Genomic DNA, 15,607 nt, shown 5'->3' with positions numbered 1-15,607 from the left:
CCGGCAGCAGGATTACTTCTTCTGTGCGCGCTCGTAAGAGGCGATGATTTCGGCTTTAGCGGCTTCGGCGTTATCCCAGCCATCCACTTTCACCCATTTACCTTTTTCCAGATCTTTGTAGTGCTCAAAGAAATGGGTGATCTGTGCACGCAGCAGTTCTGGCAGGTCGTTCACATCTTTAATGTGATCGTACTCTTTAGAGAGCTTGGTGTGCGGAACGGCAACCAGTTTGGCATCTTCGCCAGACTCGTCGGTCATTTTCAGCACGCCAACCGGACGGCAGCGAATCACTGAGCCTGGGACCAGTGGATACGGGGTCGGAACCAGTACGTCAACCGGATCACCATCCAGAGAAAGGGTGTGGTTGATGTAGCCGTAGTTGCACGGATAGAACATGGCGGTAGACATGAAACGGTCTACAAACAGGGCACCAGACTCTTTATCAACTTCATATTTGATCGGATCAGCATTCGCTGGGATCTCAATGACAACGTAGATATCTTCTGGCAGGTCTTTACCTGCTGGCACCTGGTTCAAACTCATCTGGCATTCCTTCAGTAGTCGTATGTTGAGTGTCGGCTATTATAGCCAACTGACTCTGAAAGTATGCCCTCTTTTTGGCGTTTCGGAATGCGCCCAAACGCTACTTCGCCGCCACAAACAGCGAAACAATGCCTGCGGCAATCAGTGGCCCTACCGGCACGCCGCGGAAGAACGCTACGCCGATCACCGTGCCAATCAGCAGTCCCCCGATGACCGACGGCTGCACGCTCATAAAGTTCACGCCACGACCGCCCAGCCAGGCGACAAAAATCCCCACCACAATCGCCACAATCGATTTCCAGTTGGCAAACGATTTGAGCAGCGCGGAGGCGGGCAGTGAGCCGCTGGCCAGCGGGGCCATCACCGCCACGGTAAGAATAATGATGCCTAAAGTAATGCCCTGTTTCTCCACATAGGGAAAGAACTGCGCCAGTGGGGTAATTTTAATCGCCAGCAGCACCAGAATCGAAATCGTGACCGCGTTGTTGTGAACGAAATAGCTCAGTACGGCAAGGGCAATCAGAATCAATGTCGAGGCGTAAGCAGCCATGGTTTCTCCCTGAAGGTGAATGAGCGCGCTGACTTCAGCCAGCGCAAAAGCCGGTTATCGATCAGCAGTCATCGGGATTAGCACAGCTGCCTTTACCAAGTGACTGCAACATCAGTGCCTGATTGCGCACCAGGCTCAGGCTCTGAGCGCTCAGCGCCACGCTGCCCAGCGAGCCTTGTGTAGTGAGCTGGCTGCGGCTCGCCTCAAGCCAGCTGTCGCGGTAGCTCAGCCAGGCACGCTGCGCGGCACGCAGTTTGTTTTTAGGTTCACCGGAGAGGGTTTTCATCAGTGTGTTGTACTGCTTATTCATCTCCTGATCCCAGGCCCGATTGGCCGCAGCGTAGCACTGGTTCATGGCAAGGGTAGTCGAGGCGTCATTGAGGCAGCGGTCGGGCGAGGCGTCTGTCGGCAGATCCTCTGCCAGCGCCGCCGTGCTGAGGCACAGCAGCATCAGAAGTAATCCTGGTTTCATTCTTTTCTCCGGATAACGGATAAGCGGCGATTAGCTTGATGGATGTTTCCGTGATGATCAAGTTGTTAACACTAATCAGAGTTAAAGTTTCGCGCCGTTACTGCCGATACTTCATCCGTTTTAGGGCCGCTGGAAAATTCGCCTTTTCTCTTACACGGAAATTATCAGGATGAAACAGATATCACTTCGCACGGGGTTGCTGGCATTGCTGGCATTTATGACACTGCTGCTGTTGGCGGTGAGTTTTATGGGTATCGTGGCAATTAATAAAGGGAATCGCTCGCTGGATGTGATCAACCGTATTCAGGGGATCGAGCTGAACAGTCTTTACCAGAGTAATTCAGATCTGATGCGGGCCCGCGCTAATGCAGCGCTGGCGGTGCGTAAAATTGAAATCGGTATGCTGGAAGAGGGCGCGGCAGTGACAAAGCTGTCGCAGGCGGATGTGGTGTCATCACAGCGAAACCTGAAGCGCTTTGTGGATGCCGGAACGGTGACGGCGCACGGGAAAATGCTGGCGGACGCGATTTCAGCCAGTTACAAAGCCTATCTCGACCAGGGCATCAAACCGATGATGGACGCGCTTGATAAGCAATACACTGACGAATATTACCAGCTGCTGGAAGGCAACCTGGCGACGCTGGCGGCAAGCTACAACAACGCTGTCACAGACTTCAGCCAGTTCGCCGGACAGGTCACCGAGGCCCAGCTCGCACAGGCGGCCTACAATGAAACCAAAATGAAAATTCTGATCGCTGTGGCAGGCGTATTAACACTACTGCTGCTGGTGCTCGCCTGGCAACTGCTGCGCCGGATGCTGCTGCAGCCGCTGAATCTGGCGATTGTCCATCTTGAACAGATCGCGGCTGGCGACCTGTCGCAGGCGCTGCCGCCGTCCAGCAACAACGAGCTGGGCAGGCTTAATCATGCACTGAGCGGGATGCAGCAGTCACTGCGCACCTCGGTGAGTCAGGTGCGTGAAGCGAGTATGCAGATCGACATCGGCAGCCGTGAACTGGCGGCGGGTAACGTCAATCTGTCGCAGCGCACCGAAGAGTCCGCTGCCTCGCTGGAGCAGACGGCGGCCAGCATGGAGCAGCTTACGGCCACGGTCCGTCTTAACGCCAGCAACGCTCAGCAGGCGCATCAGCTGGCTAACGCGGTCTCTGATACCGCCGATCGCGGCGCTGAAGTGGTCTGCTACGTGATGGAAAAAATGCATGAGATTACCGATAGCGCCAATCGTATCGGCGACATTCTCAGCGTGATTGACGGCATCGCCTTCCAGACCAACATTCTGGCGCTTAACGCCGCCGTCGAAGCGGCGCGAGCCGGCGAACAGGGGCGTGGCTTTGCGGTGGTGGCGAATGAGGTGCGTACGCTGGCGCAGCGCAGTGCTAACGCGGCCAAAGAGATCCGCACGCTAATCAGTGATTCACAGTCGCGGGTCAAAGAGGGGACGGAGATGGCGACGCGCGCCGGGGAAACCATGGATGAAATTTCTGGTGAAGTGATGCGCGTAACGGCACTGATGAAAGAGATCTCGATGGCCTCCGACGAGCAGAGCCGTGGCATTGAGCAGGTCAATCTGGCGGTCACGCAGATGGATGCAACGGCGCAGCAGAATGCGGCACTGGTAGAGCAGGCCACCGCCGCGACCCAGTCGCTGGAAGCGCAGTCCGGCCAGCTTCAGGCGACGATGGCGCAGTTCAGATTGCAGACGGCGTAAAAGCAAAAAGGGCGCGAAATCGCGCCCTTTTTATATCTCTTATTAAACCACTACCTGATTAACCCTGACGGCAATCCGGGAACTCGGCCAGGAAACGCTCAACGTCGTTCACCATCGCCTCGTTACCGCAGTAGAACGGGCAGCGCTGATGCAGCGTGACCGGTGGAATATCCAGAATACGCTTCTGACCGTCGCTGGCTTTACCGCCCGCCTGCTCGGCCAGGAAGGCCATCGGATTGCACTCATACAGCAGACGCAGCTTGCCCTGTGGGTGGCTGGCGGTGCTTGGATAGAGGTAGATACCGCCTTTCAGCAGGTTACGATGGAAATCCGCGACCAGCGATCCGATGTAACGTGAGGTATAAGGACGGTGCGTTGGCAGATCCTCTTCCTGACAGAACTTCAGATATTTCTTCACACCCTGCGGGAAACGAATGTAGTTACCTTCGTTAATGGAGTAGGTGTAACCCGTTGGTGGATAGGTCATACGTTCGTGGCTGAGGCAGAATACACCCAGAGACGGATCGTAAGTAAACGCATGCACGCCTGCACCGGTGGTATAAACCATCATGGTGGAGGAGCCGTAAACCACGTAACCCGCAGCGACCTGCTTGTTGCCTGGCTGCATGAAGTCCGCTTCAACAACCGGCGTACCCGGTTCGCTGACGCGGCGGTAGATAGAGAAAATGGTGCCGACAGAAACGTTAACGTCGATGTTAGAAGAACCATCCAGTGGATCCATTAACACCACGTACTTACCGTTTTCTTCACCTTCAAAGATCACAAACTCGTCTTCTTCCTCAGAAGCGATACCGGCGACGATGCCGCGTGCTTTCAGTGCTGCCTTCAGTTTCTCGTTGGCAAACAGATCCAGTTTCATCTGCTGCTCACCCTGAATATTCTCGACGCCGCTGGCACCCAGAATATCCACTAAACCGGCTTTGTTGATGTCGCGGTGGATGATTTTGGCACCCAGCTTAATAGCGGAAATCAGCGCTGTCAGTTCACCTGTAGCGTGCGGAAAGTCATGCTGCTTCTCGACGATAAATTCGCCCAACGTTTTCATAACACATTCCCTGAATCTTCGATGGAGTGGCAGCACGCGTAACAGTCTGCCAACGGATGCGTACGCAGTTTAGCCGATTGAACTTCAAAAACCATAGTCCTAATCCGTTTCTTCCGTCTGCGAGCGGCGTTACACTGTGCGCCGAACTTTTGAGTAATGGATCATGTTATGCGCATTCACATCCTCGGGATTTGTGGCACTTTTATGGGTGGTCTGGCGGTGCTGGCTCGTTCACTGGGTCATCAGGTGACCGGTTCAGACGCCAACGTTTATCCGCCAATGAGTACACTGCTCGAACAGCAAGGTATTGAATTAAAAGAAGGTTATGACGCCAGTCAGCTTGATCCGGTGCCTGACTTAGTCATTATCGGCAATGCGATGACGCGGGGTAATCCTTGTGTGGAAGCGGTGCTGGAACGCAACATTCCCTACCTCTCTGGCCCGCAGTGGCTGCACGATTTCGTGCTGCGCGATCGCTGGGTGCTGGCCGTGGCCGGAACCCACGGTAAAACCACCACAGCCGGCATGGCAGCGTGGATTCTCGAGGCCTGCGGCCTGGAACCCGGCTTCATTATTGGTGGTGTGCCTGGAAACTTCGATGTCTCGGCAAAATTAGGAAAAAGTCCATTCTTCGTGATTGAAGCGGATGAGTATGACTGCGCGTTTTTTGATAAGCGTTCCAAGTTTGTCCATTACTCTCCCCGAACCCTGATCCTCAACAACCTTGAATTTGATCACGCCGATATCTTTGACGATCTGCGGGCGATCCAGAAGCAGTTCCACCATCTGGTGCGGATCGTGCCGGGGCAGGGCAAGATCCTGCTGCCGGAACATGATCCTAACCTCAAACAGGTGATGGCGATGGGTTGCTGGAGCGAGCAGGAGAGCATTGGCGAGCACGGGCGCTGGCAGGCGAAGAAGCTCACCAACGATGCGTCTCACTGGGAAATCTGGCTCGACGGCGAGAAAGTCGGGGAAGTGAACTGGGCGCTGGTAGGCGAACACAACATGCATAACGGTCTGATGGCGATTGCTGCCGCGCGGCATGTCGGTGTGAAGCCGGAAGATGCAGGCCAGGCGCTGAACACCTTTATCAATGCACGTCGCCGGCTGGAGCTGCGTGGCGAAGTAAATAACATCAAAGTCTATGATGACTTCGCTCACCATCCGACGGCAATTCTGGCGACGCTGGCTGCCCTGCGCAGCAAAGTGGGCGGCAGAGCACGCATCCTGGCCGTGCTGGAGCCTCGCTCCAATACCATGAAGATGGGCGTCAGCAAAAACGACCTGGCACCGTCGCTGGCGCGTGCTGATGAGGTCTTCCTGTTCCAGCCGCACCATATTCCGTGGCAGGTTTCAGATGTCGCAGAAGCGTGCATTCCGCCTGCACACTGGAGCGCGGATATCGATGCCCTGGTAGAAATGGTGGCAAAAGCCGCTCAGCCAGGTGACACGATTCTGGTGATGAGCAACGGTGGGTTTGGCGGCATTCATCAGAAGCTGTTGGACAGGCTGGCCTAAAAACAGGCACCCGTTTCGGGCGTTTCAGACTGATGACAAACCCTAATCAGGGTGAATCTGGCAGCAACGCAGTTGCCCAAGGCGAAGGGAATTCGGTCAGAAGAGGAAAGCGTCCCGCGCTACGGATGACGCGGGCCGGGCGTGTCATCGATGACAGCTTTTGCGTCTTTCCGAACTGACCGCGTTCTCTTTGCAGGCTCGGTCTTACCGCTACAGGGCCGAACTTTATCAACAATCTCCGACGCCCATATCGGGCGTTTTTTTAAACGTAGTATTCCCCATAATATTATCTTCTCAACAAATACCACATATTTTTGAATTTGATCTGCTCACTCTTCCTTCAGTTGCCATATTTTCTCTATTAGTGTCTGAAACAGAAAGGCCACACCTGTCGGTTATTTTTAGCATCGTCTCTGTTGTAGCCGGGAAATAAATAATAACCAGAAGGATTCAGGTTAAAAAAGAACAGGTTTTATTTATGTGGCATCTTATATTAATACGGTTTTTAAATATAAGTTAACTTTGGGTTAAATGAGTTCGGATAATTCATTGCCCTGATGACTGAGAATAAGGATGTTTTTTATGGGAAAAAGTACAACACGATCATTGACTCTGGGCGTTACGCTGTTATGCACTTCCGCAGCAGCACTGGCAACGGCCACGGTGGATTACCGGCACGAATACCGTCTTCGCGACCGCACGCACTATGACAAGCTGGGGCTGAGTACCACGCTGCCGGATAATATGTTTCTTGGCGTCGAAACCAAATTTAAAACCGGTGGCGCCGATCCAAAAGATAAATATTATAACGACACCGTGTTAAATGTGGTGGAAGTCACCTTTCTGAAGTCCTATTACTGGGGTAACTGGACGCTGTCACCTTTTATCCAGCCGGAATTTAACTCCTCGCGCACCGAATGGAAGTTTGGTGTGGCGCCCTGGTATAAAATTAATGACCGCTGGTCTGTTGGCGGATTATATCGCCTTGAACTGACCGATTATGCCCATGACGATCAATGCCGCACCGGGGGGATTGATTATTGCGATACTGACCGGCATCGCACGGCTAACCGTTTTGACCTCTATCTGCGCAATAAAACCGATCGTCTCACCACCACCTATAAGCTGGTATATAAGCACGCGGATGCGAAACTGTTTGCTAATAAGCATGATGACTATGAACAGGAATTACAGTTCGATTATGCGCTTGGCAACGATCGCGTCTGGGTGCCTTACGTCACCTTTGGCGATATCGGACGTTCTGCGACATCGAGCGAACGCCAGTTGCGGCTGCGCACCGGTATTCTCTATATCTATCGGTAAGGGCTGCCGGGAGGCGGGCGAAACTGCCCGCCATGGCATTACTGCGCTTCGGCCAGCTCGCGCAGATACTGGAAAATCTGACGGGCAGACTTCGGCGGCTTGTTGCCCGCTTTCTCTTTCTGCGCGTTACGGATCATGCTGCGTAACTGCTGACGATCGGCATCGGGATAAAGCGCAATGACGTCGCTCATCGCCTCATCGCCTTGCTCAATCAGACGATCGCGCAGCATTTCCAGTTTGTGGAACAGCGCAACCTGCTGGTTGTGGCGATTCTTTAGCTTATCCAGCGCAATGCGGATCGGCTCCACATCAATACTGCGCAGCAGTTTACCGATCAGCTGCAGCTGACGGCGGCGACCCTCTTTCTTGATGCGCTGTGCCAGTTCGATCTCGGTGCGCAGGCGTTCATCCAGCGGGATTTTATCCAGCGAGTTTTTACCCAGATCAACCAGTTCGGCTCCCAGGCGCTTTAGCTCTTCTGCATCGCGTTTAATTTCACTCTTACTGACCCAGATAATCTCTTCATCTTCTTCTTCGTCATTATCTGGCACATCGTCGAGCCACTCATCGGGCTGTCTGGTCATTTCCGGGCTCCCAAAAAAAAGAGGCTAATCCTACCAGTTTATCGGGTGACTGCGAAATTGTTCTCTGACTCTGATAGACTCAAATCATTCACACATAAGATTAGACGGCAGGTCGATGAACGTATCTACTCAGGTTGCAGAACAGCGAAAAGTACTGGAGCAGGCCATTGCGCAGGCACTTGAACTGGCTAAAGCAAGCACTGACAGCGCGGAAGTGGCTGTCAGTAAGACCACCGGCATCGGGGTCAGCACCCGCTATGGCGAAGTGGAAAACGTTGAATTTAACAGCGACGGTGCGCTGGGCATCACCGTTTATCATCAGAATCGTAAAGGCAGTGCCTCATCGACCGACCTCAGCCCGGATGCGATCAAGCGTACCGTGCAGGCGGCGATTGATATTGCCCGCTACACCTCACCCGATCCCTTTGCCGGTCTGGCCGACGCAGAACTGCTGGCCTATGATGCGCCGGATCTGGATCTCTACCATCCGTGGGAAATTGACGCTGATCGTGCCATTGAACTGGCCGCGCAGGCGGAACAGGCGTCACTGCGTGCCGACAAGCGTATTACCAACACCGAAGGCGGTAGTTTCAACAGCCACGTCGGCATCAAAGTCTTTGGCAACAGCCACGGAATGTTGCAGAGCTACTGCTCAAGCCGCCATTCGCTCTCCAGCTGCGTTATCGCTGAGCAGGATGGCAACATGGAGCGCGACTACGCCTATACCATTGGCCGTGCATTTGAAGATTTGAAAAGCCCGGATTGGGTAGGTGCAGAGTGCGCGCGCCGTACGCTCTCCCGTCTGGCCCCGCGTAAACTTCCGACCATGAAAGCCCCGGTGATTTTTGCCGCTGAAGTGGCGACTGGCTTGTTTGGCCATCTGGTTGGTGCGATCAGCGGCAGCAGCGTTTACCGTAAATCGACTTTCCTGCTGGATTCAATGGGTCAGGAGATTCTGCCGGAGTGGCTCACTATCAGTGAACAGCCACACCTGCTGAAAGGGCTCGCCTCTACGCCGTTTGACAGTGAAGGGGTGCGGACTCAGGCGCGCGACATCATCAAAGATGGCGTATTGCAGACCTGGCTGTTGACCAGCTATTCCGCCCGTAAACTGGGTCTGACCAGCACCGGCCATGCTGGTGGTATTCATAACTGGCGCATTGCGGGTCAGGGCCACAGCTTTGACGACCTGCTGAAGCAGATGGGTACCGGGTTAGTGGTGACCGAACTGATGGGCCAGGGCGTCAGCGCCATTACCGGTGACTACTCACGCGGTGCAGCCGGTTTCTGGGTTGAGAATGGCGTAATTCAGTACCCGGTCAGCGAAGTCACTATTGCCGGCAATCTTAAAGAGATGTGGCACAACATGGTGACCATCGGTGACGATATTGAAACCCGCAGTAATATCCAGTGCGGTTCGGTGTTACTGCCTGAGATGAAGATAGCGGGACAATAAAGATGAATTCCTGAAGCAGCCTGTTGGCTGCTTTTTTTCATCACAATAAAAAGGAAGTAATGATGCGTAAGCATGTGATTGCAATGTTGTCGGCTTCTCTGTTGTTCTCCAGCGTCAGTCTCTATGCGGCAGATCTGGAGCAGGATATGGACACGCTGAATGCGAACCTGAAAATCGTTAAGAAAACGGACAGTGCGCAGGAGATGCAGCAGGCGTTAACCAAAATGCGTGCCGCGGCGCAGGATGCCAAAAAGTCGACGCCCGATAAGCTGGAAGGTCAGCCTGCTGACAGTGCGCAGATCAAAGACTATCACGCTGGCCTGGACTCACTCATCGCACAGATTGATGTGGTCAGCACGCTGGCGAAAGCTAACAACGTGGACGGCGCAAAGCGCGAAGCCGCTAAATTTGATGACATCCGTAATACTAACCATAAGAAATTCCGCTAATCCGACCGCCGGTCAGCCCGACCGGCAGTTTTTACCATCACTTCTGCTTATTACCGCGCCGTAAACTACCGTCTGGCAGTCTGGTCGCCGCACAACATTACCGCCTGGCGAAGCTAACGCCATCATTTTGCGCATTTTGAGACGCAGATCGCACTAAGCATGCAGCCTGCGATCTGACGCACAACCTTCACTTCAATTTCCACTTGCTGCTGGAAATGTTGCCTCTCCACAGCCGGGGTGATGACCGCTAATTTATTTCTAACGCGAATTATCCGGTTTAACAGGAGTAGCAAGGTGAGCAATAACGGCGTCCCGGTGTATGAAGCGCCACCGGAGAAAGTGCAGCAGCTGGCTGACAGCGTAATGACGCAGATTGCGGCGATCTATCAGCAGCATGGCATTCAGCCCAATGCGGTCCAGCAGCAGATGCTGCAATCGCATGTCGGAGCCATGGCGTCACGCTCGCTGAGCGGCGAGCCGTTACCGGAAGTGGAAGCGGAGTTGTTTGAGGATATTCCGCCGGAAACGGTCGCGCTGGCGCAGCAGGTTGTCGACCTGTTTGGCAATCTCCCCCGCGAAGAGGCCTGGCTGCTGTCAGTGCATATTGAAGTCGCGCGATCAAACAAATAGAGAGGAACACACCATGGTAACAGTAGTGATTGGCGATCGTTTAGGTAAGGGCCAGAAAGTGGCCGCGGGCATCGAGAAAGCGGGTGGTCGTGCCGTCGTGGTGCCAGGCGTGGCCGCTGACATGAAGCTGGGTGACGTGATGAAGGCAGAGAACGCTGATTTCGGCATCTCGTTCTGCGGCAGCGGTGGCGCGGGTGCTATTACCGCGCAGAACAAATATGGCTACAAAGCAAAACATGGCATGCGTTCTGTCGACGAAGGCGTCACTGCCATCAATGAAGGTGCCACGGTGCTGGGCTTCGGCTTTATGGATAAAGAAGAGTTAGGCGAGCGGCTGGTGCAGGCCTGGAACAAGAAGCACGGCAGCTGATTATGAAAGAACACTACGTTACCCAGGTGACGGTCGAGGGCAAAGGCGACACCAAAGCGAAAGCCTTTGCCGATGCCCTGAGTCGGGTGCAGAACCAGGTCCTGCGCGCGACGCAAAAAATTCTGCTGCGCATTGAACCTCAGGATGTCCGGGTGCTGCGCGCGCAGGAGAGCGTCAGAACCGAGAAGTTTCTCTTCTTCTTTCTGGCGCGCCAGCGGAGGAGCTTCAGCGTCACGCTGGAGATCACCGTCAGCGTCACCGTTTTCGACACCGAACAGGTGACGTTCACGGCGGCATCATAAAACAGAACCTGTTCACATCAGCCCGCCGTTTGTCCGTTCCACTGCTGTTGCGATAGCGCGGCGGTCAGGCCAGGTCAATGCGGCGTCGCGGATAGGGCGGGTAAAAACGACAACAAGGTACAACAACATGTTTTTAATCATTTTGTTTAAGTCGTTGATCATTGGCGGGCTGGTCGGGGTCGGCGTCGGTGCGGGTGCTGCGCGCATGTTCCATGCGCCCACCACCCAGGGCATGGGCGCCTTTCGTACGCTGGGCGAGCTGAATTCGTGCGAGGGCGATCCGGCATCCCACTTCTCCTTTGGTCTTGGCTTCTTTTTCAATGCCTGGGCATCGTCTGTCGCAGCCGGTTCATTCACGCAGGATGTGGATCACCGCATCATTCCAAACTGGGGCGCGGCCGCTTTGATGGTGAAGAACCGTAATGTGGCGGAGACGCTGCACGATCCGAAAAAAATGGCCATCGCCTGCGGCATCATCGGCATGATCGTGGTCGCCTTCCTCAACTCCACTGCCTCTGCTGTGCCGGCTGCACTGCAGGTGACCGCGGTCAAAGTACTGGTGCCCGCCGCTAACCTGCTGGTGAATACCGTCATGCCGGTGATCTTCTGGCTGGCGGCGATTGATGCAGGCAAAAAATCAGGCTTCTGGGCCACCATTTTTGGCGGTCTGGCGCAGCTGATTATGGGCAACGCCGTGCCAGGTCTGGTGCTGGGTATCCTGATCGGTAAAGGCGTGGAAGAGAGCGGCTGGAACCGGGTCACTAAAGTGATGATGACCGCCATCGTGCTGCTGTTTGTGCTCAGCGGTTTCTTCCGTGGTTTCGACATGAAGCTGCTGCAGTCCTTCCAGCTCGGCATTCCCGGCTGGCTCGACATGATCCATAACGCAGTCAGCGGCAAATAAGAGGCGATGCGATGAACGAAAATAAAGGCTTCTGGTACGCCGACTGGTCTTTCCCAATCTTTGTTGGCCTGCTCTCCTCGGGCGTTTTTGCCGGAACCCACATGTATTACCTCTATGGCATCGGCGCGTTTAACGAAGTGGCGTTTGTTTCGATGCTGCGCGCGGGCATGGAGACCGGCGTCTACGGTGCAGTCGCCGCCTTCGGTGCCAGTTTCCTGTTTGCCCGCATCATTGAAGGTTCGCTGGTGGGCATTCTGGATATCGGCGGCGCGATCCAGACCGGCGTCGGGCTGGGTGTTCCGGCACTGCTGCTGGGGGCGGGCATCGTCTTTCCGGTGGCGAACTTCGCGGCTTCGCTGGCGACCGGCCTGGTGATCGGCGTGGCGATTGGCTACCTGATTATTCTGGCGCGTAAATTCACCATCAATCAGAGCGACTCGACCTACGGCGCAGACGTGATGATGGGCGCGGGTAATGCTTCGGGCCGCTTCCTGGGTCCGCTGATCATCCTGTCCGCTATGGCAGCCTCCATTCCGATTGGCCTGGGCTCACTGCTGGGTGCGCTGCTGTTCTACCTCTGGAACAAACCGATTACCGGCGGTGCCATCCTCGGCGCGATGATTCTGGGTGCGCTGTTCCCGATTGCTCTCTGAATCTCACCGGCAGCCCGGCAGCGGGCTGTCGTTAAGGAGAAACCATGTACGACTTGATTATCCGCGCAGCAAGACTCTGCGATGAGCAGGTGGTCGACATTGCGCTGCAGGATGGCCGCATTGCCGCTATCGGCAACGTGCAGGGCAAGGCCCGGCACGAGCGCGATCTGGCGGGCCGCTACTACGTCAGCGCTGGCTGGATAGACTCACACGTTCACTGCTATCCCAAATCACCGATTTACCATGATGAAGCGGACGCGATTGGCGTGGCGCATGGCGTCACCACGGTAGTCGATGCGGGCAGCACCGGCGCAGAACACATTGACGATTTCTACCAGCTGACGCGTGCGGCGCAGACTCAGGTCTATGCGCTGATCAATATCGCCCGCACCGGCATCGTCACCCAGAATGAGCTGGCCGATATGACGCAGATCGACGGCGAAGCGGTGCAGCAGGCCGTAGCACGACTGCCCGATTTTATTGTCGGCCTTAAGGCGCGCATCAGCAGCAGCGTGGTGGGTCAGAACGGCGTCCAGCCGCTGATAAAAGCTAAGGCAATTCAGCAGGAAAGTGGCGGTCTGCCGCTGATGGTTCACATCGGCAATAATCCACCCAATCTCGACCAGATTGCGGATCTGCTCACCACGGGCGACATCATCACGCACTGTTTTAATGGCAAACCCAACCGCATTCTGACGCCGCAGGGTGAACTCAAAGCGGCGGTAAAACATGCCATTGTACGTGGCGTAAAACTCGATGTCGGCCACGGTAGCGCCAGTTTCAGCTTTGAGGTTGCCCGCGTGGCGATTGCGCAGGGCATTCTGCCCGACACCATCAGCTCTGACATCTACTGCCGCAATCGTCTGGCCGGACCGGTTCACAACCTGGCGCATGTGATGTCGAAATTCTTCAGCGTCGGCATGACGCTGCCGCAGGTGATTGACTGTGTGACGGTCAATGCGGCGGCAGGACTGCGCCTGCTGCGCAAGGGCCAGCTGAAAATTGGCTACGACGCCGACCTGACGGTTTTTAGCGTCAAAGAGGAAACCCGGCCCTTTATCGATTCAGAAGGTGAACAGATCGCCGGTGAGAAGCATCTTGTTCCGCTGGCGGCCGTCGTCGCTGGTACGTGGTTCGCGACAAAAGAAGGAATAGCGCATGAACTCGGTATATGAAAAGTATGGCCTGAAGCCGGTAATAAACGCCTCTGGCCGTATGACGATCCTCGGCGTTTCAACGCCGTCCAGTGACGTGATCGATACGGTGAAGTACGGCCTCGACCACTACTTTGAAATGAAAGATCTGGTGGATAAGACGGGTACTTATATCGCCGGTCTGCTGAAGGTAGAGAACGCGCTGGTGGTCTCCTGCGCCTCGGCCGGTATTGCCCAGAGCGTGGCGGCGGTGATTGTGAAAGACAACGACTGGCTGGTGGACAACCTGCACGCCGCACCGCTGACCATCCCGCACCAGATTGTCGTGCCGAAAGGGCACAACGTGAACTATGGCGCACCGGTCGGCAGCATGGTGGCGCTGGGTGGCGGGCAACTGGTGGAAGCAGGATATAGCAACGAGTGCTCACCCGCCCAGCTGGCGGCGGCGATCACGCCACAGACCGCAGCGATCCTCTATGTGAAATCTCACCACTGCGTGCAGAAAAGCCATCTCGATGTGGCACAGGCCGCGGCGGTTGCGCGTGAGCATGGTGTGCCGCTAATCGTCGATGCGGCAGCGGAAGAGGATCTGCAATGCTACTACCAGGCGGGTGCTGATCTGGTGATCTACAGCGGCGCAAAAGCGATTGAAGGGCCGACCAGCGGACTGGTCATTGGCAGACACCACTACGTTGAGTGGGTCAAACGCCAGACTAACGGTATAGGCCGCGCGATGAAAGTGGGCAAAGAGGGGATTCTCGGGCTGACCCAGGCGATTGAAAACTATCTGTCTCAGCCAAAAATCAGCGGCGCGCAGATGGTGGAAAAAATGACGCCGTTTATTGAGCGGCTCAACAGCCTGAATGGCGTGACGGCCCGCATCGTGTGGGATGCAGCCGGACGCGATATCGCCCGCGCTGAGATCGCATTTGACGAAGCCGCGATCCAGCAGCGCACCGGCGATCTGGTGCAGGCGCTGAAAAAGGGCGACGTCGCGATCTACTTCCGTGGCTACAAAGCCAACGAGGGGATCATTGAGGCGGACGTGCGCAGCGTCAGCGCCGATCAACTGCACACGATTTTCACCCGCATTCAGGCACTGTTAAACGGAGAGAAACACGCATGACGCTGACCCCCAACTTTTATCAGGATCGCATCTGCCTTAACGTCCTGGCGGGATCAAAGGAGAACGCCCGCGCCATCTGGCAGGCAGCAGAAGGGCACGTGCTGGTCGGCGTGCTGTCAAAAAACTACGCCAGCAATGACGCTGCTATCGCGGATATGCGTGAGTATGCCGCGCTGATCGATAATGCACTCTCGGTGGGGCTGGGCGCGGGCGATCCTAATCAGTCACTGATGGTGAGTGAGATTTCGGCGGTGCTGCAACCACAGCATGTGAACCAGGTCTTTACCGGCGTTGCCACCAGTCGTGCGCTGCTGGGCCAGTCACAGACCATCGTGAACGGTCTGATCTCGCCCACCGGCACGCCGGGCCGGGTCAAAATCTCTACCGGACCGCGCAGCGCAAAAGAGCAGGACGGGATCGTGCCCATCGAAACGGCGATTGCGATGCTGCAGGATATGGGCGGCAGCTCGGTGAAATATTTCCCGATGGGCGGCCTGCAGGCAGTGGATGAGTACCGCGCTTTGGCGGAAGCCTGTGCAAAACAGGATTTCTGGCTCGAGCCCACCGGCGGCATCGATCTGGACAATTTCGGCGAGATCGTGCGCATTGCGCTGGAGTCGGGCGTCAGCAAAGTGATCCCGCACGTCTACAGTTCGATCATTGACAAAGCCAGCGGAGAGACCCGCATTGAAGATGTGCAGCAGCTACTGGCCATCTGTAAAACGCTGCTGGCCTGAAGATCGACACGATCAGCCTGCGGCAGGCCGATCGCGCG

The 15,607-nt window shown here is 55.5% G+C and carries 18 protein-coding genes; 13 read left to right on the top strand and 5 right to left on the bottom strand.

What is annotated here, in order from left to right:
• Positions 1–12 precede the first annotated feature (12 nt).
• The 3 genes from ppa to N1689_RS15325 all read right to left on the bottom strand — a co-directional run bounded on the left by ppa (position 13) and on the right by N1689_RS15325 (position 1,565).
• Positions 13–543 carry an inorganic diphosphatase gene (gene ppa / locus N1689_RS15335; protein WP_033734022.1) on the bottom strand — a complete coding sequence of 177 codons (531 nt, stop codon included), beginning with the start codon at positions 541–543 and terminating at the stop codon, positions 13–15.
• Positions 544–643: 100 nt separating this feature from the next.
• Positions 644–1,093: a DUF441 domain-containing protein gene (locus N1689_RS15330; RefSeq protein ID WP_013359160.1), complete on the bottom strand. Its 450-nt coding sequence runs from the start codon at positions 1,091–1,093 to the stop codon at positions 644–646.
• Between the two features lie 61 nt (positions 1,094–1,154).
• The gene (locus N1689_RS15325; protein ID WP_161734841.1) at positions 1,155–1,565 is read right to left on the bottom strand and encodes a lysozyme inhibitor LprI family protein; all 411 of its coding nucleotides are present in this window, start codon (positions 1,563–1,565) and stop codon (positions 1,155–1,157) included.
• Between the two features lie 169 nt (positions 1,566–1,734).
• Here N1689_RS15325 and N1689_RS15320 point away from each other — a divergent pair, with 169 nt between their 5' ends.
• Positions 1,735–3,294: a methyl-accepting chemotaxis protein gene (locus N1689_RS15320; protein WP_161734838.1), complete on the top strand. Its 1,560-nt coding sequence runs from the start codon at positions 1,735–1,737 to the stop codon at positions 3,292–3,294.
• Positions 3,295–3,352: 58 nt separating this feature from the next.
• On the opposite strand, the gene fbp is transcribed toward N1689_RS15320, so the two are convergent.
• Positions 3,353–4,360, bottom strand: coding sequence for a class 1 fructose-bisphosphatase (gene fbp, locus N1689_RS15315; RefSeq protein WP_010256459.1), 1,008 nt, complete (start codon positions 4,358–4,360; stop codon positions 3,353–3,355).
• Between the two features lie 168 nt (positions 4,361–4,528).
• Between fbp and mpl the strand changes: the two genes are divergently transcribed.
• Positions 4,529–5,881: a UDP-N-acetylmuramate:L-alanyl-gamma-D-glutamyl-meso-diaminopimelate ligase gene (gene mpl, locus N1689_RS15310; protein WP_260059353.1), complete on the top strand. Its 1,353-nt coding sequence runs from the start codon at positions 4,529–4,531 to the stop codon at positions 5,879–5,881.
• A 582-nt stretch (positions 5,882–6,463) separates the two neighbouring features.
• Positions 6,464–7,204: an oligogalacturonate-specific porin KdgM family protein gene (locus tag N1689_RS15305; protein ID WP_260059352.1), complete on the top strand. Its 741-nt coding sequence runs from the start codon at positions 6,464–6,466 to the stop codon at positions 7,202–7,204.
• A 38-nt stretch (positions 7,205–7,242) separates the two neighbouring features.
• Here N1689_RS15305 and yjgA read toward each other — a convergent pair whose 3' ends face one another.
• On the bottom strand, positions 7,243–7,788 hold the full coding sequence (yjgA, locus tag N1689_RS15300; RefSeq protein ID WP_013359154.1) for a ribosome biogenesis factor YjgA: 546 nt from the start codon (positions 7,786–7,788) through the stop codon (positions 7,243–7,245).
• Between the two features lie 115 nt (positions 7,789–7,903).
• Here yjgA and pmbA point away from each other — a divergent pair, with 115 nt between their 5' ends.
• The 10 genes from pmbA to N1689_RS15250 all read left to right on the top strand — a co-directional run bounded on the left by pmbA (position 7,904) and on the right by N1689_RS15250 (position 15,569).
• The gene (pmbA, locus tag N1689_RS15295) at positions 7,904–9,244 is read left to right on the top strand and encodes a metalloprotease PmbA (RefSeq protein ID WP_161735387.1); all 1,341 of its coding nucleotides are present in this window, start codon (positions 7,904–7,906) and stop codon (positions 9,242–9,244) included.
• Between the two features lie 62 nt (positions 9,245–9,306).
• On the top strand, positions 9,307–9,693 hold the full coding sequence (cybC, locus tag N1689_RS15290; protein ID WP_161735395.1) for a cytochrome b562: 387 nt from the start codon (positions 9,307–9,309) through the stop codon (positions 9,691–9,693).
• A 294-nt stretch (positions 9,694–9,987) separates the two neighbouring features.
• Complete coding sequence (locus N1689_RS15285) at positions 9,988–10,323, top strand: glycine dehydrogenase (RefSeq protein ID WP_161735385.1); 336 nt, start codon at positions 9,988–9,990, stop codon at positions 10,321–10,323.
• Between the two features lie 13 nt (positions 10,324–10,336).
• The gene (locus N1689_RS15280; protein WP_010256477.1) at positions 10,337–10,693 is read left to right on the top strand and encodes an SFCGS family glycine-rich protein; all 357 of its coding nucleotides are present in this window, start codon (positions 10,337–10,339) and stop codon (positions 10,691–10,693) included.
• A 2-nt stretch (positions 10,694–10,695) separates the two neighbouring features.
• On the top strand, positions 10,696–10,995 hold the full coding sequence (locus N1689_RS15275) for a DUF4312 family protein (protein ID WP_013359149.1): 300 nt from the start codon (positions 10,696–10,698) through the stop codon (positions 10,993–10,995).
• 127 nt (positions 10,996–11,122) lie between these two features.
• On the top strand, positions 11,123–11,899 hold the full coding sequence (locus N1689_RS15270) for a DUF4311 domain-containing protein (RefSeq protein WP_161735383.1): 777 nt from the start codon (positions 11,123–11,125) through the stop codon (positions 11,897–11,899).
• 11 nt (positions 11,900–11,910) lie between these two features.
• A complete protein-coding gene (locus tag N1689_RS15265; protein WP_010256482.1) occupies positions 11,911–12,552 on the top strand; it encodes a DUF4310 family protein in 642 nt (213 codons plus the stop codon).
• Positions 12,553–12,596: 44 nt separating this feature from the next.
• A complete protein-coding gene (locus tag N1689_RS15260) occupies positions 12,597–13,727 on the top strand; it encodes an amidohydrolase/deacetylase family metallohydrolase (protein WP_161735381.1) in 1,131 nt (376 codons plus the stop codon).
• Positions 13,711–14,832, top strand: a complete 1,122-nt coding sequence (locus N1689_RS15255; protein WP_161735379.1) for a DgaE family pyridoxal phosphate-dependent ammonia lyase — start codon at positions 13,711–13,713, stop codon at positions 14,830–14,832. The genes N1689_RS15260 and N1689_RS15255 overlap by 17 nt, the downstream gene beginning before the upstream one ends.
• Positions 14,829–15,569: a 2-dehydro-3-deoxy-phosphogluconate aldolase gene (locus N1689_RS15250; protein ID WP_260059347.1), complete on the top strand. Its 741-nt coding sequence runs from the start codon at positions 14,829–14,831 to the stop codon at positions 15,567–15,569. The genes N1689_RS15255 and N1689_RS15250 overlap by 4 nt, the downstream gene beginning before the upstream one ends.
• Positions 15,570–15,607 lie beyond the last annotated feature (38 nt).

The sequence above is a fragment of the Pantoea sp. XY16 genome, assembly GCF_025153065.1.
Lineage (GTDB): Bacteria > Pseudomonadota > Gammaproteobacteria > Enterobacterales > Enterobacteriaceae > Pantoea > Pantoea alfalfae.
This window is presented reverse-complemented; position numbering and strand designations above follow the sequence as displayed.